The sequence below is a fragment of the Streptomyces sp. Ac-502 genome, from assembly GCF_045222935.1.
Lineage (GTDB): Bacteria > Actinomycetota > Actinomycetes > Streptomycetales > Streptomycetaceae > Streptomyces > Streptomyces monomycini.
The window spans coordinates 15183-34953 of sequence record NZ_JBHFFO010000003.1; the positions used below are offsets into that span (position 1 = coordinate 15183).

Here is a 19771-nt window from a genome sequence, read left to right on the forward strand (position 1 = left end):
AGCAGACCCTCGGCCCCATCGCACGCCAGGAACTCATCACCATGGTCAGCGCCGGCCGCCCCGTACTCCTGCACCGGACCGAGTACGGACTCGTACCCGTACTCGACTGCCGCCCCAAACGCATCGGGCAAGAGCCCCAGCAGCGGCTCCGCCTCACCATCCCCCGAGACTGGTCGCCCAACCAACCCACCCTGCAAGCCGCCCTCCACGCCCTCGGAGCGGAACCCGGCGAGAAGACCGGCGAGGTGGAGCCTTCGAAGCCTCCACACCTTACTCATCTGTTTGCTGCACCCCCTCTCGCTCCGTGACATCCGCCCAGGTCTTCGCGCGTACCGGCTGTGCGGCTCGGGGTGGCCCGAACATGTGCCTTCGCCTCCGGTCGCTCCTCGCGTGTACGGGCTGTGCCCGATGACCAGGAGGTCAGCGAGCAAGACCTCCGGTCGCTCCTCGCGTGTACGGGCTGTGCACGAACGCCCGCAGCCCTTCACCGAAGACATGCGGTCGCTCCTCGCGTGTACGGGCTGTGCCCTTCGTGACCTGCATGTCTACGGGTGCTTTGCTGGTTGTTGACCATGCGGGTCGGGGAGCGTCAGCGGATTGCTCCGCTGAGGTGGCACTGTCCCGGGTGGGCCGGTGCCTTCCCGCTTCGACGCGCCCTGACGGCGGGCCTTGAGGCCGGCCGGGTTAGGTGCTCCACGGGCGTTTTGTGTCTCCCCTCTACCAGGGGCGACAGGTGAATCGTCTGCGACGACGGCATGGCGGGCGATGTTCCGGGCCGCGTTTTCGTCCCGGTCCGTCGACAGCCCGCAGCCGCCGCAGTGGAACGTCCTGTCCGCGAGCGTCAGGCGTGGGTTTTGCCATCCGCACGCGGAGCAGGTCTTGCTGGAGGGGAACCAGCGGTCCAGGACTGCGAGCTTCGATCCGTACCAACGGGTCTTGTAGATGAGCTGTCGGCGGACTTCACCAGGCGCGGCGTCGAGGATCGCCCGATTCAGCCCAGCCTTCTGGCGGACCCGCGTGCCGGGGGCCTCGACGGTGCCGCGGGCGGAACGGGTCATCCCAGCGACGTGCAAGTCCTCCACCGCCACCGCCGAGAACCGGCTCGCGAGCTGCTTGGTCATCGCATGCAGCACCGTGGCCCGCCGCACCGCCACCTCATGGTGCAGGCGGCCGACCCGACACCGTGCCTTGTGCCGGCGCGCCGAGCCCTTCTGCGTCCGGGACAGGGTCCGCTGGGCCTTCGCGAGCTGCTTCTCAGCCCTGACGAGGTGCCGCGGGTTGTCCACGAACCGGCTCTCCGGCACGTTCGCATCAAGGGGCTGGGAGAGGGCCGCGAGGTATTTCACCCCGAGATCGACACCGACGGTGCCGCGCTGGGCCTGGGCCTTCGTCGGCTTGCCGGGCAGCTCAACGACAACCTTGCACAGCACCGACGCATACCAGCGGTGCCCACCCCGCGAGACAGTCACCGACTGCACCTGCGCACGGCCACGATCCAGCAGCCGCACGAGACGCTTCGCGGAGTCATGCAGCCGCACTTCACCCACCGTCGGCAGCCGCAACCTGCGGTACCCCACGGGCCGGATCCCGGGCCGCTTCACATCATGATGCAGCCGAAACGCATCCCGACAGCGGCCCTTCTTCTTGAACCGGGGATAGCCCACCGCGCGGCCAGCCCGCTTCCCAGCCACAAAGCCGAGCCAGTTCTGCCACGCCCGGTCCGCATCGATGAACGCCGACTGAAACGCGTGCGTGTTCACCTCATGCCACCACGGACACGGCCGCTCCGGCCCCAGCGCACCCTCCGGCAGGTCACCCTTCCGCGAATCGCCTTTGATCAGGTTCAGGTGCTTCTGGATCTGAGGCTTCGACGGCACCGGCACCTTCACTCGCCGCCGCGCCTCCGCCTCCGGCACCTCCTGGTCGACGAGCGCTTGGACCTGGGACCGCCACTCCTTGTGGGCAGCGACCTTCATCCCCAGCGCGTGATTGAACGCCCACCGCGCTGCGCCGGCGTGCCGGAGCAGCACTTCCACTTGGGCAGGACGAGGATCCAGCGTGAAACGGAACGCCTTGAGGACTTCCTGCTGCACGGCTCGAACCTCCTACCTTGCCTCGATCCGAGTGAACGTCCGAGCCGGTTCCGTTCACGACCTGTACGAGAGCCCTCAGCATCCGGCTGGGGCCCGCCGGATGAGAGGAGCGGGTGTGGCAGCGGCGTGGAAATGGCGTGGCAGCTCGCAGCCTGGTTCCAGCAGGTCGGTCCGTGATGCGGCAAATCTTCGGATCATGAGCGCGGCAGCGCCCGGTCGTAGTACAGAGACAGCGCAGCCTCGGCACCCGACCCCTGCGAGGTGATGATGCGTTGGAACCGTCCTGATCGGATGTCTCCTGCGGTCAGGACCCGGGGATGTTGCAGGTGGGGAGGACAGTAACCGTCTTGGTCCTGGTGCGTGCCGGGGATTGCTGCGGGCTTGGTCCCCAAATTATTGACCAACGTGTCGATGCTGTACGCCTTCTCTGCGCCTCTCCGGTCCTTTACACGCACCGTCCAGGCTGATCCATACGAGGGAGTCTCGATGGCGATATGGGAGACGGGCACCAGATGCACCCTTTCGTCATGGACGATCTCTGCCGTCTTGTAGTCGTCGCTTGGCGGGCACAGCACATACAATTGCTTGTGGATCTCAAAGTGGGCACGCAGCCATGTCCCGAGTGGCCTGTCTCCACCTAACACGTAAGTACGTCCGGCGAGGCTGCCCGGAGTGGACCTCCACAGCGGGGCAGGAGAAAATTCGTTAGGGGCTGAAATCCAGCTCACATCTGCGGGCAGAAGCTCCGTAACCCCCGTGGCGATAATCACGGCGCGCCCGGTCAGTTTCCTTCCATCGTTCAACTCCAGCTCGGCATGGTCCTTGTGACCGGCGACTGCGGTGCACCTGGCCTTCACAACGGTGCACCGTCCTACCTGCTGAAGACGGGCCAAGTCCTGAGACAGTGCATCGGCCAGTTGGGGTCCGGCGGACCAGGCACCAGGGACGTTCTCCAGGGCGTCAATGCGGTGCAGCTTCTCACCCACTCGCTCGGCCTCTACTACGGTGCTGCGCATGTCCAGACTGGCTGCCATGACTGCGGCTGCCACTCCAGCCGGCCCCGCGCCGACGACCAACAGATCGGTGTCGTACGACGGCGCGTTCATGCGCAGGCCCCCTTCTGTGTGATTCGTTCCAGTACTGCTTGGCTCGTGACAAGTTGGTCCGGACTGATATTTCGGGCTGCCATGAGCAGTGCAGAATCGTGGTATTCCGGCCCGCCAGTGGAAGCGCAGGCGTCAGTGACGATCCAGGGGCGGTAGCCTTTTTGGTAGGCGGCAACGGCGGAGTCATAAACGCAGGAGTCAGTGTCTATTCCGCAAAGCACCAGGTCGCTCCACCCTGAATTCTGGATGAGCCGGGCGCCTTCTTCGGTGAACACGCTCGACTGGCCTTTCGCGATTACTGCGGTAGCTTGTGTCGCGTACGGTACGAGCTCATCGACCAGGGCCTGCTCCTCTGCCGTGCGCAGCCGAGTCCACCCAGTGATCCGCTCGTAAGGCGATCCCGGCTCGTTGCGGAAGCGGGCGAACACAACGGGAGCACGAGCCTCCTGCCAGCGTTTCACCAGCCGCACGATCGCTGGGACTACGTCTCGACTGTGCTGGTTGACGAAGCCGTTCTGCACGTCAATGACGATGAGAGCCGTCGTGCGAGGGTCCACCGGTCCACCTTTCTAGCTGTCAGGGGTTGCCGTCCCGTAGAGCATCCTGCGCGGCCCGCAGCCGATCGGGAAGCTCGCTTGTAGCCAAGATCGCCTCACGCATGACGCGATGCTGCGCGGTCTCCGTTGGCCGGGCAGCAGTAAGGCGGGAGTACGCGCCGCGCAGATACCGCCAGCCGTACGGCTCCGGCATCACCGGGTCCTTGCCGTCTTCAATCATGTGCAGGATGTGTGACGACAAAGCCCAGAGCGCCTGTGTGTCGAGTTCTAGGGCGACGATCTCGCTCATGGTTAGCGCCCGCTCGTCCCGCTGCGGGTGATAAGCGACACCCGACCAGCCAGCCACTCCTCGGGACACCCCGCCGCCGAACACGACGGCCTCCGGCTGTGTCCAGCCATTGGCGAATTTGGCGTCTTCGACCCCGGGCCCCAGCGGCTTCACATTCTCCGGAGCCTGCCGATTCACCAGCACCGACGGCGTAGTCAGCAACTGCAGAGCTGTTTCCAGCCCTGGCCCCTGCCAGGAGTGCTCCCGCAACTCGTACGCGGACAGGACATACTCCGGTGCGAGCCCAGCGCTGCTCTCACTCCCAACGTGCTCCTCAAGAAGCTCGTGAAGCAGTTGTCCGGCCCAAACTCGGTCCTTGAGATAGGACTGGTACCTCCACACAGCCAGCTCCGTCAGCGACTCCACCCGGCGATGCTCTTCCAGGTGCACGACGACCACACCGCATGCGTAGACGTGCACTGTCGAGGAGTGCGCCGAGCGATGGCGGCCGGGCAGTAATCGCTGCTCAAGTCCTCCAGGGCCGGAAGGGCGCAACGTGCCAGCGGCGTACAAGGGAGCCGTACGGGTACCGCCGAGGTACACCGGCAGGAACTTGTGTGAGACGACCATGCATGGAGCTGGACGGGCTGCGACAGCTTCACCGAGCGCGGTCTCGCCGTGCAGCGCAGCCAAGCGTACGCGGAACGCTTCTTGTTCTTCAGCGGTGCACTGCGTGAGAGCCATGTCGAGGATTTGCTGCGTCCCAGGGCGGCACACGCTCGACGGATTGTTTTTCCAATACGTGACCGTACGAGGATCGATACCCAGGCGCTGGGCGAACTCGCGGACGGACTCACGTTTCACCGACCGCAGCAGCAGGGCGTCCTCACCCGTCCACTCGCTCACGGTGATCACTACACACCTCCTCAAGATGCTCGGCCAGCCGAGACGAGTGCAATTTCCACGCTGCTTCCACAGCAGTTCTACACCGGAGCCTCTCCTCTAACCCCAGTTAGCCGGAACCTTGTTGGCGGTCAGCGGCGGACGTGTCCGGACGGACAGTTCGCCCTCGAAGTCGGCGCGCGCAACGCGAATGTCAAATCCGCGGATCGAGATTGCGGACGGGACTCGTGATGTCGTCAAGTCGCCCAACTCGCTGTGATGGTCACCGCAACCCCGCAGGTCAGAGGAGGCAGTGTGAGCGGCAAGTATCAGCATCGAGCTCCCTCAGGCGTCGAAGGCGTACTCGAGGATGTACGAGGCGCTGTCGAGCGTCATCTCGTTGATCTCAACCGCTCGTCCGTCGGCGTCGAAGGCGGTACGCACTACTTTGAGCACGGGGCGGTCAGCGGGGATGGACAGACGCGTTGCCTCCTCATCGGAGGGCGTGCGGCTTCGAACCTCCTCACGGAAATGCGCTGGGGCGTAGCCAAGATCCGAAAGCCGTGCGTAGATGCCACCCGGTCCCGTGTCAGCCTGCGTGATGGGGGAGCCGGCCACGAGGGCCTGGGGCAGGAACGACGTGGCGAGCATGACTGGGCGGGCATCCATGATGTAACGCCGCCCTCGCACGCAGACCTTCTCGTCGGGGCGGAGACCCAGAACATTTCTGACGTGCTCCGGCGCAGTGGCATTTTCTGTGACGGAGACCTGGTCGATACCAGGCGAACGAGCGTCGTCGGCAGACCAAATCGTCTTCCCGGAGTTCCACTGGTCACGCGCGAGCCGCGGGATTCCGTGACGTCGGATAGGGCTGAAGGGCTGTACATACACGCCAGACCCCTTGCGGGACTCCACGAGGCCTTCGCTTCTCAGCAGGGCAAGCGCCTGCCGCACGGTCATCGGGGCGACTTCGTGGTCAGCCGCCAGAGCGTTCTCGCCAGGAAGGCGGTCACCTGCCCGGTACTGCCCGCTCTTGATCGCAGCCCTCAGTTCATCGGCGATGCGCCGGTACTTGGGCTGTGCGGGGCTCGGCTCGTGACTCATGCATCTCCCTGTCTCTCTATAGAGCAGATCGTACGGGGGTGCGCGGCCGACGGCCACGCCTCCTGCAAGCAGACGCAACCTCTCTAGGTTTCTCTATAGAGACTATTGACCTCCCTAGAGAGATTTGCCTAGCTGGAGGCACCTTCAGCGAGGTCACCGAGGGTGGCCTTCTGATCGCACCATCGCAGGATGCCCCTTCCCCTGATGGGGAGGGCCGGGGTCGATAGCTCCACCAAATCCCCCGGGTCAGCCCCTGGCTGATTTGGCTCCTGCTGCACGTCGCAGCGCAGATGCGTTGTCCGCGCGTCAGGACGCCGGGATCGACTCGTGTGGCCTGACGGGCGGAGAGAGCACCGCGACGCACCCCTCCCTCCCCTCCGACACGGGAGCCTCCATGACCACGACGTCCACGATGCCGACGGCCCGGAAGCGCCACCGGAAGACCCGCACCAAGGCGGTCAACCATCGCCCGGCGATCGTCGCCTCCGACCTCAAGGCCAACGAGATCGACCTGACTCCGGGCAAGGAGCACCTGAAGTGCCCCGATTGCTCCTGCTGGTGCCCGATCACCGGGATGCTGGGCACCCCGAAGCTGGTCCCGCACCACGTCGGCCGCGCCGGCACCGCCGCGCCGCGCCGCTGCTCTCCCGGCAGCAACCGGCAGGTCACCATCGACATCGCGGTCGACGCGTGGCGTACAAGGCTGATCGAGGCGGTCCCGACCACCGTGTCCCGCCGCGCCACCAAGGTGCTGCCCAAGCCGAAGGTGAAGCCCGTCCCGGCCGCCAGTCAGGTCACGCCCGCGCCGCTCAGCGCGGAGCAGGTCCGCAAGGCGTTCCGGCAGCACCAGCAGCAGTGCGCCGCATGCCAGCGCGAGGTCACCAGCCGCGACGGTGATCCGCTGCCCTGCCGCGACGGTGAGCGCCTGGCCGTCACCTACCTCCGGTTGCTCCGTCAGGAGCCCAAGCGCCGCGCTGTGCGCGAGTTCTTCGCCCGGGAGCGGAGGCGGTTCGACCGCCAGTACGCCGCGGCGGCCGCCGCGAAGCGGGCGGCCGAGTGGACCGTGGTGCTGCCGGAGGTGCGGGCGGCCGACACCCAGCGCGCGGAGCGCATTCGGGAATCGCTCTCTGAGTTCCGCGGTCCCCAGCTTCCGCTGGAGCCGCAGGACGTGGAGGCGTACGAACGGCGCCAGGCCGAACTGGCAGAGCGGTACGCGAGGAGGAACTCGGCCGCGTCAGGCGTCTGATCCTCGCACCGAGACGAACGACCACGGCCCCTGGCCACCCCGATCGTGGGGTGGCCAGGGGCCGTGGCTGTCCGTACGGCAGCCGGCAGCCCCCGGGGAATCGCACTCCCCGGGGGCTGATCTCACGCACTGGACCACTTGGGAAGCCCAGATGACGTTCAGCATCGCACAGCCGCTCGCCCCTGCCACGGCGCAGCTCCTCCCCGCGACGGCCGATGCCTTGCGGCAGGAGGTCGACGCGCAGATCGGCCCGCGTCGCAGGGGCACGATCTACCAGAACACCGATGGCGCCTTCGAGGTGTTGTCGGTGGTCACCGACCCTGCCGAGGCCCGTGCGCTGCTGCGGCGGGACAGCGCGCAGTGGGCGCTGATCGTCCGCGACGTGCTGCGCGCGGGCGGTGAGCCGTTCGTCGTCGGATCGGTGTGGAGCACCTCCGACCACCTGGTGCGCGAAGCACCGGACCGCATGCGCAGCAGCTGGGGCACCGCGGCGTAAGGCCTGCCGCCGAACCGAGAGGAACGATCACCATGCAAACTCCGGACGCTTTCCGTTCCGTACATGGCGACAGCACCACCTGGTCCGCCGCCGACTTCGAGACCTATGAGCACACGCTGGAGGCCGCGAGTCCGGTTTACGCGGCGGCCGCTGCGAGCGGCCGCATCATCGTCGGCCGCCACGTCGAGGGCAGCAAGGTCGTCGCAGACCTGGCCTACCGGTCGTACATGACGGGAACCACGGGCACCGGCAAGAACCCCGCTGTCCCGGTCGCCGTCGTGCTTCAGCAGGTCCGCGAGCAGTTGACCGCGGCACGCCAGAAGCTCGTGGGCACGCACCTGTCGCGTTCGCAGCGGCGGGAGATCGCCGAGCGGATCTGGGAGCTGACCGAGGCAGAGCGGCGCCTGACGGCGTAGGCGGTAGCGCGACGAACGATCACGGTTGTTCCCGTTCGTACTGCTGGACGGGGACAGCCGTGGCCGCTCGGCGACGAGAGGCCAGTACAGAGACGGCCCCGGAGGTGGAGCTCCGGGGCCGTCGGCAGGCCGGACACCCCTAGCGAGAGGAACGCGACCCGTGACCATCATGGCAGTGACCGCCGCGCAGGCCCAGGCGATGCGGCGGCCGGCCCTACAGGCCGCCGTCGATACCTCCGCGCGCTGCGCGGAGAACCCCGACAACAGCACGGACGAGCCCGCTGAGTACTTGTGGTTCCGTGGCGACGGCGAGAAGTTGGCTGCCTGGCACCTCCGCGCGGCGTACCTGCGCCGGTACTGCACCGGCTGCCCCGTCCTTGAGCAGTGCCGGGAGCTGGCGCTGCGCGAGGGCGACGGTGACATCGGCCGCGGTGACGACATGGTGCGCGCCGGGCTGACCACGCAGGAGCTGGGGTACCTGGCCCGGGAGCAGGAGGTCCGGCTGGCGAGGGCTGTGGCTGCGGACCGGCTGGCCGCGGAGCAGCGCCGGGCGGTCAATCAGGCGGCGGCGCGTGTCACACACGCCCTCAAGCCGACCGGGCCGGTGGAGGTGGCCCGGTCCGAACTGGCTGCCGCGGTCGCGGCGCGCCGCGCCAGCAACGGCTGGGGGCGTGCGGCATGAAGCACGAGCCCGCCCCCGAGCCGGCCGTACGGTCTGCGGAACAGCGCCAGACCGAGCAGGCCGATCTTTTCCTACGTCTGGCCCGGGAGGCCGACGCCCGGAACGGTACCCGCCGCAGTCAGGACGGCGCCCGGTGACCGGGGCCCGCCAGGCCGCCCGGCGTGTCCGGGGCCTGGCCGTGCTGCGCTGGACCTGCTGGGTCTGTGGCCTGCGTGTGGACGACTACCTCACGCACTGCCCCGTCCGGCACTGATCTCTCCTTGCCCGTATGCGGCGCGGCCGCCGACCGTGCCGTTCCCGTATCACCGACCCGGAAGGCACGCCATGACGGTGACCAGCCTGGCCAGCAAGAAGTGGCACTACGTCCTGACGTTGCAGTTCCCCGCCCCCGGCGGCGGGATCGGCAACAACACGCGGCACGGGACGCTCAGCGTGCCGCCGGAGTGGACGCGCGATGACGTGCTGCGGGGGCTCCTGGAGGAAGCCGCCCGGCAGGACTCGCTGCTGCGCGGCGCCAACATCTTGTTTTTCGCGTTGGAGCCCAACGGCCTCTGACGGCTGCCTGATCCGCGAAGCCCCGCCCGGTCCGCCCGGCGGGGTTTCGCGGTGACGGGGAGCCGGCCAGCCCGGACCCATGAGATCGCACTCGGCAAAGGAGGAAACCTATGCGCTTCATCTACCTGCTCGGCATGGTCGGCCCGGCCCTGATCATCATCGCGGTGCTGCTGTCCCGTTGAGCCCGCCGCGTGCTGTACGCCTCCGGGCGCACCTTCAAGGAGTTGCTGATGAGTACCGCACCGCAGACCCGTTCCACCGCCGTGTCCACCGTGTTCCGGGTGGGTGACTACGTCCTGTACCGCAGCCCCGACCGGTTCTGGGCCGGCCTGCCCGGCCACACCAACGCCTACCGCATCGCGGACCTGTGGACCGTCTCCGGGGGCGCCGCGGCCTACGAGCTGGCGCCGCTGGTTGCCGGGGTGCCGCCGGTCGCGCGGGCCCGGGCGCAGTACATGCGGCTGCTGCCGCCCGAGGACGCGATGCGTGACATCGACACCGCGCCGCTGGCGGACCCGGAGCAGCTGGCGGCGGCCGCCGTGGCCTGGCTCACCCAGCAGCAGGCGGCGCAGCAGACCGGCCGGCCGGCGCTGCCCGGCCCGCGCTGACCCACCTCACCACCGGCCGCAGCCCCGGCATCCGGGGCTGCGGCCTTGTACGGAAGGAGGCGGCGTGGCCGCCACGCGTACCAGGAGCCGCAAGAAGACGACTCCGGCGAAGAAGACCACGGCGCGGCGCGCCGCCCCCGCACCTCCCCTGCCGCGCCGGCCCCGGCTGCCGAGGCAGTGAGGCTGGTGGTGCGGGAGGAGGCCGAGCCCACGGTGGCCGATGCCCGGGACCGGGCCGCCGACCTGCTGGATGCGGCGGCCGACGCCGCGCTCGCCCAGGAGGAGGGCACCGCCGATGCCCGGGACCGGGCGGCGGACATCCTGGACGGCGCGGCCGAGGCCGTCGTCCGCCTCCGTCAGCAGGCCACCGCGGATGCCGCCGCGTGCCTGGCACGGGCCGAGCAGACAGCCGGTGACCGCCTCACGGACGCCGGCCAGGAGGCCGAACGGCGGCTGGCCGGCGCGCGGGAGGAGACCGAGCGCCTGCTCGCTGAGGCGGACGGCAGCGCCGGCGCCCTGCGCCGTCGTGCCGAGCAGGACGCCGCCGCGGTCCGCTCGGCGGCCGAGGCCGAACTGGAGGCCGCGCGCGGCGAGGCCGACCGGCTGGTGACCGAGGCCCGCAGCCGTGCCGCGGGGCTCGTTGCGGAGGCGCAGGCTCAGGTGGCCGAACTCGCCGGCCTGGCGGCCGCGGACCGCGAGGCGACCGGTAGGGCCGTCGCCGAGCTGCGCCGCCTGGCCGAGGCAGACCTGGCCGAACTCGGCAAGCTGGTCCACCAGCGGCAGGAAGAGGCCGGCGCGATCCTGGCCCGCGCCCAGCAGCAGGCCGGCCAGCTGGTGGCCGCGGCGCAGCAGGAAGTGGAGCAGGCCGGTGAGCGGTCGGCTCAGCTCGCGCAGGCGGGGGCCGCGCAGTACGACGCCCGCCGGGCGGAGGCCGAGCAGCTGTATGCGGACGCGGTGCAGGCGGCCGTTGCCCGGCGCCGTGAGGCCGAGCAGGCGGTGGCTGCCGCGCACACCGAGGCGGAGCAGGCCCGCGCGGCTCTGCGTACGCAGCTGCGCGAGCTCACCGAGGCGTTCGACGCCGAGGCCGCCAAGAAGGGCCGCGTCCTGGAGGACGAGCTCGCCGGGCTCAAGGCGGCCTGCGACCAGCAGCGTGAGCGGCTGCGGGACGAGGCCAAGACCGTTGCGGTGCAGCTGCGGGAGGCCGCCCGGAAGGAGGCCGAGCGCATCGTCGCCGAGGCGGAGAAGAAGGCCCGGGGCATCACGGAGCGGGCGCAGGCCGATGAGGCCCGGGCCCACCGGATGCTGGAGGAGGCGCGGGAGGCCAAGCGGTCCGCCTCCCGGTGGCGTGGCTGGCACCAGAACCTCAGCCGCAAGGCGTGGAAGACGGCGCCGTGGGTGGCGCTGGCGGCCGGCGTCGGGCTCGCCGCATCCGGCGAGTACGAGCTGGCCCGCATGGTCGGCATCCACCCCTATGTCGCCCCGCTGCTGCCGGTGAGCATCGACGTGTACTGCGTCACCGCGTTCCGCGCGAAGAAGGACATTCCGTATGCCCTGGCGCTGATGGCGTCGGCCAACGTCACCTACCACCTGTCCGAGCAGGCCCACCTCGTCAAGGAGGGCCAGTCGGCGCCGTGGCAGCTGACGACCTTCGTCGTGCTGATCTTCGTGGCCGTCATCTGGCGCGTCCACACGCTCATGCACGACACCGGTACGGACCACACGGGTACGGCCGGTGGTACGGAGACGGGAAGCGGAACGCCGCCGCGTACCGGTACGGCGGCCCGTACCGGTGCTCCGGCCCACGTCGAGCATGCGCGTACGAGCCCGTCCGGTACGGACTCGTACGGCGCACCGGCTCGTACGCCGCTGGCTCGCACCGCGCCGGACGGTGCTGGTACGCAGCCTGTACACAGCCACCGTTCCACCCCGGCCCCGGCCGGGGTGGATGCGGCCGTGAGCAGCGCGTACACCGACCGTACAAGCACCGTACAAGGCGGTGCTGACGGCGCGTCGCCTGCTGGTACGGCCGCCCACGGTCACACCGGTACGGCGGCCCTCGCCGGCGGGACGCGTACGGGTACGGTCTCCGCCCGTACGGACCGGGCGGAGAGCGCCTCCGCTGCGCGTACCGGTCCGGCGAGTGCCCGCCCGCGTACAAGCGGAACGGCTGGTACGGCTCGTACCGGTACGGGTACGCCCGTACGGACCGACGCCGAACTGCTCGGTGAGGTACGGGCCCTGCCGCGCGAGAAGGACGGCTTCGTCAACGTCTCCCGGGTCCGTACCCAGCTCAACGTCAACCGGGACCGCGCGGTGCGGCTGCTCAAGGAGGCCGGCCTGCTGCGCCCCGAGGACGCGGACAAGTACCTCACCTGCTGAGCGGACCGACCGGACCGCAGGCGGCCCCGCCCGCCCCGCGCACGGCCAGGCCGTACACGACCGTCCGCCGCACCGGCGAAAGCGGCACTGACCTGCGCGAACGGACTGCTTCGCCGGTTCCACCGGCCCCCGAGACGTTCAGCCCGCCTCGGGAGCGCGGTGAAGGCGCCGAAGCGCCGGCACTCACCCTGCCACGCCATCTGTCTGGAAGGAGGCCAAACCCGCAGGTGAACGACAACCCTGCCACCGGCCCGTGGAACAACCCGCCGGAGCGCAAGAAGCCGCTGCGCCGCAAGCGCGCGGAGAAGCTCGCCCGCCGCGCCGAGCACTGGGGCCGGCGCCTGGAAGAGGCCCGCGAGGAGGGCCCGGACATGGTCGCCGCGGTCATCTTCGACCGGCTGCGCGGGGAGCTCGACACGCTCCCCCAGACGGCCCGCGACCGCGCTTACGACGACGTCACCCGCGCTCTGGAGCGCGTCCGCGAGACGCACGCACAGTAACCGGCGCGGCTGTGACGCGAGCTGTGACAGGACCTGTGACAGGCGCTGTGACAGCCGGAACAGACCCCACCCGTACGGCCACGCGCACCTGCGCGCACCAGCGCGCCCGTGCGCGCGCGAGGATACGACGCTGCGTGACGGCCCGTCAAACCCCATCTGAGTCCTTGGGAGGACCGAAAACCATGATCGACGCTGCTGTGAGTGCGGCCGCCGGCGGAGCCTGCGCCGGATCCGCCGCCCTTCTGTACTACGCCGAGCGGCTGCCCGGCGTCAGCCGGATCACCGAGCGGCTGCACACCGACCGGATCCAGTCCGTGTGCATCCTGACCGCCGCCGCCGCGATGGTCGCCACCCCCGCAGGGCGGTGGTGGAACGAACTGGTCAACAACATCAACACGTGGCTGACCGGGCTGGTGGGCCAGTGGACCGGGCTGCTGGTGACCGGTCTGCCGGCGCTGTTCGTGCTGGTGATGTTCGCCAACGACATGGTCACGCGCCGGGTGGAGCACCGCACCCGGGTGCTGGCGGCGCTGCTGCCGGTGCTCGCCTCCACCATCCCCGGCCCCATCGGCCAGGGCGTGGTCACCGGCCTGGGCTGGCTGGCGGAGACCGCGGGCCGCCTGGTCGGCGGCGCCTTCGGCATGGCGTGAAAGGCGGCTGATCATGGAGATCCTGCTGCTGCTCGCGGTCGCCTACGCCGGGGCGCGCGGTATCGAGAAGCTGGCCGGCGCCCCCGACCGGCGTCAGGACAGCGCCGCCGCCCGGCAGACGGTCGAGAAGGTCGCCGCGAGCAGCCCGGCGAAGGGCGCCGCGGCGCCGGGGCCGGCGGAGCCGGGCGGCACGTTCAGCGCGGCCGCGCCCCGCTCCTCCCGCCTGGGCGGGCGGGCCGCGGCGATCCCGGCGGCCGGGGTGGAGACCGGCGCCACGATGTGGCGTGCATTCCAGGAGGGCTACACCGCCGCCTGGCCCGAGGCCCGCGCCCGGCACCGGCAGCGGATGGCCGAGCGGGCCGAACGCCGCCGCATCGAACGCCAGGAGAAACAGACGGCGAAGAAGGCCGCGGAGGCCGTCGCCGCCGCACCGCCCAAGCCCGGCTACCCGCCGCCCCCGCCGCACCCGCCCCGCCCCGGCGGGGAGAAAAAGGACCCCGTGGCAGCCCGCCGGCCGTCGGAGAAGGACAAGGAGAAGACGAAGGACGGCACCACGGCGTGGAGCGACTGGGACGACTGGGACGACTTCGGCGAACGGCCCGAGCCGGGCGAGTGGGTGGATCCGCTCGCCGACCCCCCGGCCAAGGACGGTCAGCAGCCCGGCCGTCCGGTGCACGTGATCACGACGGCGCCGGAGCGTACGGAGGCCGACCGGCAGCGCGAGCGGGCCGAGGCGGCGGAGCAGAAGGCCGAAGCGGCCCGCAAGGACGCCGAGCAGGCCCGGGACCGGGCGGCGACCGACAAGGTGCTCGCCGCGCAGAAGGAAGCACGCGAGGCCAAGGAACGCGCCGCGGCCGCCGAACAGCGGGCCGCCGAGGCGCAGAAAGAAGCCCAGCGGCCCCGCCTGGCGGTGGTGCCCGACCAGACGCCAGCACCTGAACACAACGAACAGAACGGAGACGCCGTGCCTTCCCCCTCCACCCTGATCCCCGAGATCCGCACCCTGGACGGCCTGCTCAACGCCTACGCGGTGACCAGCGCGATGTGCCAGATGCGGGCCGAGGAGGCCGAGGCGATCGCCGCCGACGACCGGACGCTGTCCAGCCGCCTGGACCAGTTCGAGGTGCAGATGGCCGACCTGGAGGTCGACGACGCCACCCGCGTCGAGATCGCCGAACTGCGCGACCTGATCGCCACACAGTCCAAGACCGCCGCCACGTACGCGGGCGCCGCCGTCGACTCCGCCGGCATCGCCACGGCGGTCGCCGCCGCCGCGCACAAGGCCCACGGCGGCATCGCCGAGGCCGTGCAGTCCTCGCCCATCGAGGTGGCCGCCCAGCGCGGCTACTACGAGCGGTGAGCGAGGACCGGCTGCGCCGCGAGCCGTGGATCCACACCTGGACCGACGACGACGGCATCCGGCGGCAGGCCGTCGTCCACTACACCCACGACGACCGCAGCGTGGTTTTCGACCCCCGCTACCCGGGCGATCCGGAGCCGTGGTTCGACGGCGACACCGTGAACTGGCGCTGCGGTGACGAAGACCTGGTCACCCTGGGCGACCCCACCGACCCCCACTTCGGCCTGGTCGACCCGGACTGGGACGCCGACGAGGACGACGACACCGGCCCGGTGATCCAGGACATCCCGCCGGCGGATCTGGCCCCTGCAGCTGAGCACCAGGCATCCGATCAAACGAAGGAGCACTCCACGATGGCCATCACCCAGATCCCCGAAGTGGTCAACCACCAGGCGCTGCTGGCCGGGCTGGCCGCCATCCGGATGGAGGTCGAAGCCCGCCAGGAGGACGTGGCCAACCTGGCCGCCTGGTCCTCGGAGATGGCCGACCGCTGGCGCCAGGCCGGCGAGGAACTGGCCGGCCTGGAGCTGGATGCCAACACCATCGCCCATACCGCGATGCTGGCCGACACCATCAGCGGGCAGGCCGGCTCGGCGCACGTCTACCGCGGCCTGACGGACCAGTCCGTCAACCAGGCCGAGGTCGCCTCACGGACCGCGCGCCGCCACCACGGCCGCATCGAGGAGGCCGTCAACGACGCCCCCGTGCGCATGGCGCGGAACACTTTCTACAACGCCGAATAGCCCTGGCCGCAGCCGGGCCCCGCCACCGCGGGGCCCGGCCCGTTGCTGCCCAGGCGCCCCTGAACATGCGCCTGCGGCAGCCGGACCGGCCTGCGGCAGGCACGCGATCAGGGGCGGTGGGGAGCACCGGAGCTCCGGCCCGAGCTCCACTTCCAGAGCATGAAGGGATCCCCGCCGTGCGTGCCCCCAAGCACCCCTCCCCCAGTACACCGACTACGCCGCGTTCGTCGCCGCCCAGACCAGCCTCGCCACGGCGCGGGCCGCCACCGGCACGCCCGCCCGCCGCACCATCCAGCAGTGGGCTCTGGACAACCGCGGCCGCCTGACCCTCGCAGCAATGACCGCCGGCCTGGGCCCCGCGGGCGAGGTGCTGTCCGCCACCGGCGACGGCTGGAAGACCGCCCTGAGCCTGGGAGCGGCCGGGGCCACGGCCGCCGGCGCCTGGGGCTGGGTGCCCGGCCTGGTCAAGTGGAAAGGCCAGTGGAAGCCCGCCCGCACCCTCCCTTCCGACTTCGACCGCTACACCGCGCTGTCGATGCCGGTCACCGGCTCCGGCCTGCTGACCACCATGGCCGCCCTCGGCGGACCCGAGTGGGGCGACAACCCCTGGTGGGGCTTCTCGGTGGCCTGGTCGCTGGGCTACGGCGCCTGGGCCTGGCGCCGCTGGGGCCGCCGCCCCGCCCCGCAGGGGCCGCAGCTGTCCCGGCAGATGCTCGACTGGATCGAGTACGCCGCGGTCCCCGACGGCCCGTACCCCAAGAGCAAGCTCGTCTCCCCCTGGCCCGTCCGGACGGCGGCTGGGCCGCGGAGATCCACGTGCCGCGCGGCAAGTCCTTCAAGATCCAGGCGCTGGACGATGTGCTGTCCGCGCTCGGCATCGACGACCCGGACCTGCTGGCCCTGGAGAAGACCGCCCCCCGCAAGGGCAAGATCACCGTCTTCGCCGAGAACCCGCTCAAGGCCGGCACGCTCTTCGGCGACCAGCACGTGCTGGACCCGGAGACCGGGCTCGCGCCGATCGGCGTGTACTACGACGGCGTGCTCGCGCACTACCGGTTCTTCCTGCCGGGCTCCGGCGCCGTCCACTCCTTCGTCACCGGTACCTCCGGCTCCGGCAAGTCCCGCCTGCTGGACGCGCTGCTGGGCATCGAGCGCCGCAGCCCGCTGGTGTGCTCGATCGTCATCGACCCGCAGCAGGGCCTGTCCCTGCCTGACTGGCCCGACGGCGTCGCCGTCTTCGCGCCCGGCAACGCGCTCGGCATCGTCGTGCTGCGTGCCCTACACGCGATCATGAAGGAGCGGGCCGCCCGCTACAACCGGATGAAGTGGACCGACGACAAGGGACGTACCCGTGTCGGCCGGGCGTTCTTCGTTCCCGGCGATCCCGACCCGCTGCTCTCGCTGACCCTGGACGAGGCGCACGACCTGCTGACCGATCCCGAATACGGCGAAGAGGCCGTGAAGATCATCGGGGATTTCGCCAAGGAGGCCCGGAAGGTCGGCATCAAGATCCGCCTGGCCAACCAGTCCCCCAACGCCTCCGAGCTGGGCGGCGAGACGCTGATCCGCGACATCCTGCAGGGCGGCAACAATGCCGTCCTGCGCTCCGGCAGTTCGGCGACCGGCAAGCGGGCCGCCGGCAGCGCCTTGGACGGCGTCGACCCCGGCGCCATCCCCCGCGAATTCAACGACGGCTCCACCACCGCGGGCCTGGGCTACCTCGCCGGACCCGACAACCGCACCGCGATGTGGCGCGCCCCCAATGTCGAGGACCCGTACGGCCTGGCCCACGAGGGTTTCACCACCGGCATCGAGCAGGCCACCGTCGACGCGCTGCCGATCGTGCGTCACATCCTCGCCGAACACGCCCTGATGCTGCGGCTGCGCAACGCGGGCGAGGAGTACACCTACGATCCCGAGCGGTTCACCGACGACGCATCCGCCGCCAAGGCCCGGAAGAAGACCGCCGCTCCCGCCTCTTCACAGCAGCCGGTGCCGGATGCCGTGGAGCCGGCCGGCTCCGGCCTGTCGGACACGGCCCGCAGCATCGTGGCCTTCCTCCACAAGCACGGCAAGCCCGTCGCCCCGGCCGTCATCTCCCGGTCGCTGGGCATTCCCAACCCCCGGGTGCGCACCGCTCTGGGACGTATGAAGGACGACCCGGACATCCCCGTCGTCAGCCTGGGCCAGGGCGCCTGGGTCCACGAGGCCCACGCCGGCGAATACAAAACCGCCGCCTGACCTGCAAAGGAGAACACCGGCATGCCCCACACCACACCTGCCGCACCCGCTGCGGCTGCCGGCCCGCTGACCGTGCTGGCCGCCGTCAGCGACCTGATCCGCCAGCGCGCCGCCCGCACCGGCGCCGCGCCGCTCCCGCAGGTCACCCTCTGGCTGGACGAAGTCCCGGCCCTGCCCGCCGACCTGGCGCACGACGTGCACGGCCTGGTCACCGACCTGGGCCGCAGCGCACGCCACCAGGGCGTCCACGACGCCGGGCAGCCGCGGCGGCCCCGCCGGCAGTACCCCACCCCCGCCCAGCTCACCGCCGCCATCGAGCGCGGCCAGGCCTAACCACCGCCAGTCCGGCGTCCGAGACCGGCCCCGCCCGCCGGGGCCGGCCTCCGCCATGCCCGAGCCGACTCCTTGGAGCGCCCGATGAACACCGAGCACTACCCGGTCGGCCAGGACGTCGGCCTTCACACCCCCGCCCTGCCCGCCGCCGTCTGGCAGCCCGCACCACCGCATCCGGTCACCACGCCGACGGTGACGCTCTACCCGGTGCCCGTGCCCGGCGCCGTCCAGGTCCAGCTGCCCGACGGCCGCCTCGCCTGGGGCCGCCCCGTCGAACACCACCTGGACCCGGCCCCCGTCGACGTCCCCCGGCGCGAGCCGGTGCCCGCCTTGGCCAAAGCCGTCGGCGTGGTCGCCGGCAGCCTCACCGCCCTCGCCCTCGGCGGCGCCCTCGCCCTGCGCATCGCCGCCCCCGCCCTGGGAGACCTCGTGGACCTGCTCGATGCGATCTGGAAGGTCGTCCTGACCCTCGCCGTCATCCTCCTCGGCGTGGGCATCGTGGCCCGCCGCCTGCTCGCCCGGGACCACGGCGCACCGGACAGCGGCGGCGTCGGCGGTACGGACGCCGGACAGACCCTCGTTTTCGCCCCGCAGATCGACACCGGCGGCACCCGGCTGCTCGGCCGCGGCGGCGACGTGAACATCCAGTGGGGCCACACCAACCACAACAAGCAGTAACCGGCCCGCCGACCTGCCTGGCCCTCGGCACCCGCCCACCGGCGGCCGAGGACCGGCCAGGCCGCCCGGCCACGCACACCCGCACACCCTTCTCGGCCCCAACCGCTTCAGGAGTGACCCGCCATGCCCAGGAACGAGACCGCGCCCGTCTTCACCCTCCAGCCGTTCGCCGCCCCCGACCCTCCTGGTGGCAGGCCCACCGCCACCAGGTCCTGTCCGCCGCCGCGCTCGTCGGCGGCTTCGTCCTCGGCAGCCACAGCACCGGCGCCCCGGCTGCCGGCGCCCCGCCCGCCCACCTCGCGCCAGCCCACCCCACCACCCAGCCCACCCCGTCCCGCTGACCGGAAGGCGACCCCACCATGAGCGTCTCCCCGATCCCGCAGCCCCGCCCCGACCGGTCCGGCGACACGCCGACCGCGCCCGCCCCCAGCCGGTACACGCGGTTCAGCGGCGTCCGCGGATGGTTCGGCCGCCGCCTGGCCGACCTCGACCTGGCCACCACCTACGGCTGGCGGCTCACCGCCACATGGATCAAGACCGTCACCGCCATCAGCGGGGGCTGGCCGCCGTCTTCACCGCGCACTGGATCGGCAACACCGTGCTCGGCCTCGCGCGCGCCCTGCCCTGGCCCCTGCCCACCGACCCCACCGGCCTGCTCGCCACCATCGACCAGCCCGTGCGCCATTACCTCGCCACTCACACCCAGGCGCTGCCGGTCACCGCAGCCACCGCCTACAGCACCTGGCAGGCCGTCGGAGCCGTCTCCCTCCTGCTGGGCTTCCTCCGCTTCACCGGCGCCCGCCTGACCTGGACCGCCTGGGGCGCGGCCACCGTCGCCATGGTCTGGGCCGGCACCCCCGGACCCGGCCGCCAG

The 19771-nt window shown here is 70.8% G+C and carries 20 protein-coding genes and 1 pseudogene; 15 read left to right on the plus strand and 6 right to left on the minus strand.

Annotated elements, in window-relative coordinates; genetic code table 11:
* Window positions 1–545: 545 nt before the first annotated feature.
* The 5 genes from ACEXOX_RS45150 to ACEXOX_RS45170 form a co-directional block, all read right to left on the minus strand.
* Window positions 546–2093, minus strand: a complete 1548-nt coding sequence (locus ACEXOX_RS45150; protein WP_406526943.1) for an RNA-guided endonuclease InsQ/TnpB family protein — start codon at window positions 2091–2093, stop codon at window positions 546–548.
* A 194-nt stretch (window positions 2094–2287) separates the two neighbouring features.
* Window positions 2288–3199 carry an FAD-dependent oxidoreductase gene (locus ACEXOX_RS45155; protein WP_406526944.1) on the minus strand — a complete coding sequence of 304 codons (912 nt, stop codon included), beginning with the start codon at window positions 3197–3199 and terminating at the stop codon, window positions 2288–2290.
* Window positions 3196–3756 (minus strand): isochorismatase family cysteine hydrolase, encoded by a 561-nt coding sequence (locus ACEXOX_RS45160; RefSeq protein WP_406526945.1) that lies wholly within the window; start codon window positions 3754–3756, stop codon window positions 3196–3198. Before ACEXOX_RS45160 ends, ACEXOX_RS45155 begins: the two co-directional genes overlap by 4 nt.
* Window positions 3757–3775: 19 nt before the next feature.
* The gene (locus ACEXOX_RS45165; protein WP_406526946.1) at window positions 3776–4939 is read right to left on the minus strand and encodes an XRE family transcriptional regulator; all 1164 of its coding nucleotides are present in this window, start codon (window positions 4937–4939) and stop codon (window positions 3776–3778) included.
* Window positions 4940–5251: 312 nt separating this feature from the next.
* Entirely contained in the window at window positions 5252–6010 is a 759-nt protein-coding gene (locus ACEXOX_RS45170) for a GntR family transcriptional regulator (RefSeq protein ID WP_406526962.1), read from the minus strand.
* 394 nt (window positions 6011–6404) lie between these two features.
* Between ACEXOX_RS45170 and ACEXOX_RS45175 the strand changes: the two genes are divergently transcribed.
* The 14 genes from ACEXOX_RS45175 to ACEXOX_RS45240 all read left to right on the plus strand — a co-directional run bounded on the left by ACEXOX_RS45175 (window position 6405) and on the right by ACEXOX_RS45240 (window position 18897).
* A complete protein-coding gene (locus ACEXOX_RS45175; protein WP_406526947.1) occupies window positions 6405–7256 on the plus strand; it encodes a hypothetical protein in 852 nt (283 codons plus the stop codon).
* Between the two features lie 151 nt (window positions 7257–7407).
* Window positions 7408–7752 (plus strand): hypothetical protein, encoded by a 345-nt coding sequence (locus tag ACEXOX_RS45180; protein WP_406526948.1) that lies wholly within the window; start codon window positions 7408–7410, stop codon window positions 7750–7752.
* A gap of 32 nt (window positions 7753–7784) precedes the next feature.
* Window positions 7785–8168 (plus strand): hypothetical protein, encoded by a 384-nt coding sequence (locus ACEXOX_RS45185; RefSeq protein WP_406526949.1) that lies wholly within the window; start codon window positions 7785–7787, stop codon window positions 8166–8168.
* 160 nt (window positions 8169–8328) lie between these two features.
* Complete coding sequence (locus tag ACEXOX_RS45190) at window positions 8329–8850, plus strand: hypothetical protein (protein ID WP_406526950.1); 522 nt, start codon at window positions 8329–8331, stop codon at window positions 8848–8850.
* Window positions 8851–9174: 324 nt separating this feature from the next.
* Window positions 9175–9405, plus strand: a complete 231-nt coding sequence (locus ACEXOX_RS45195; protein WP_406526951.1) for a hypothetical protein — start codon at window positions 9175–9177, stop codon at window positions 9403–9405.
* 230 nt (window positions 9406–9635) lie between these two features.
* Window positions 9636–10013 (plus strand): hypothetical protein, encoded by a 378-nt coding sequence (locus ACEXOX_RS45200; RefSeq protein ID WP_406526952.1) that lies wholly within the window; start codon window positions 9636–9638, stop codon window positions 10011–10013.
* Between the two features lie 186 nt (window positions 10014–10199).
* Entirely contained in the window at window positions 10200–12392 is a 2193-nt protein-coding gene (locus ACEXOX_RS45205) for a hypothetical protein (RefSeq protein WP_406526953.1), read from the plus strand.
* A gap of 227 nt (window positions 12393–12619) precedes the next feature.
* Window positions 12620–12892, plus strand: coding sequence for a hypothetical protein (locus ACEXOX_RS45210; RefSeq protein ID WP_406526954.1), 273 nt, complete (start codon window positions 12620–12622; stop codon window positions 12890–12892).
* Between the two features lie 182 nt (window positions 12893–13074).
* A complete protein-coding gene (locus tag ACEXOX_RS45215) occupies window positions 13075–13542 on the plus strand; it encodes a hypothetical protein (RefSeq protein ID WP_406526955.1) in 468 nt (155 codons plus the stop codon).
* Between the two features lie 13 nt (window positions 13543–13555).
* Entirely contained in the window at window positions 13556–14902 is a 1347-nt protein-coding gene (locus ACEXOX_RS45220) for a hypothetical protein (RefSeq protein ID WP_406526956.1), read from the plus strand.
* Window positions 14899–15645: a hypothetical protein gene (locus tag ACEXOX_RS45225; protein WP_406526957.1), complete on the plus strand. Its 747-nt coding sequence runs from the start codon at window positions 14899–14901 to the stop codon at window positions 15643–15645. The genes ACEXOX_RS45220 and ACEXOX_RS45225 overlap by 4 nt, the downstream gene beginning before the upstream one ends.
* Before the next feature lie 816 nt (window positions 15646–16461).
* A complete protein-coding gene (locus ACEXOX_RS45230) occupies window positions 16462–17886 on the plus strand; it encodes a hypothetical protein (protein ID WP_406526958.1) in 1425 nt (474 codons plus the stop codon).
* 21 nt (window positions 17887–17907) lie between these two features.
* A complete protein-coding gene (locus ACEXOX_RS45235) occupies window positions 17908–18219 on the plus strand; it encodes a hypothetical protein (RefSeq protein WP_406526959.1) in 312 nt (103 codons plus the stop codon).
* A gap of 84 nt (window positions 18220–18303) precedes the next feature.
* Window positions 18304–18897, plus strand: coding sequence for a hypothetical protein (locus ACEXOX_RS45240; RefSeq protein ID WP_406526960.1), 594 nt, complete (start codon window positions 18304–18306; stop codon window positions 18895–18897).
* 107 nt (window positions 18898–19004) lie between these two features.
* Here the strand turns inward: ACEXOX_RS45240 and ACEXOX_RS45245 are convergent, their stop codons facing one another.
* Window positions 19005–19154 (minus strand): hypothetical protein, encoded by a 150-nt coding sequence (locus tag ACEXOX_RS45245; RefSeq protein WP_406526961.1) that lies wholly within the window; start codon window positions 19152–19154, stop codon window positions 19005–19007.
* A gap of 269 nt (window positions 19155–19423) precedes the next feature.
* Between ACEXOX_RS45245 and ACEXOX_RS45250 the strand changes: the two are divergent.
* Window positions 19424–19771 (plus strand): annotated as a pseudogene (locus ACEXOX_RS45250) (hypothetical protein); the annotation flags it as partial.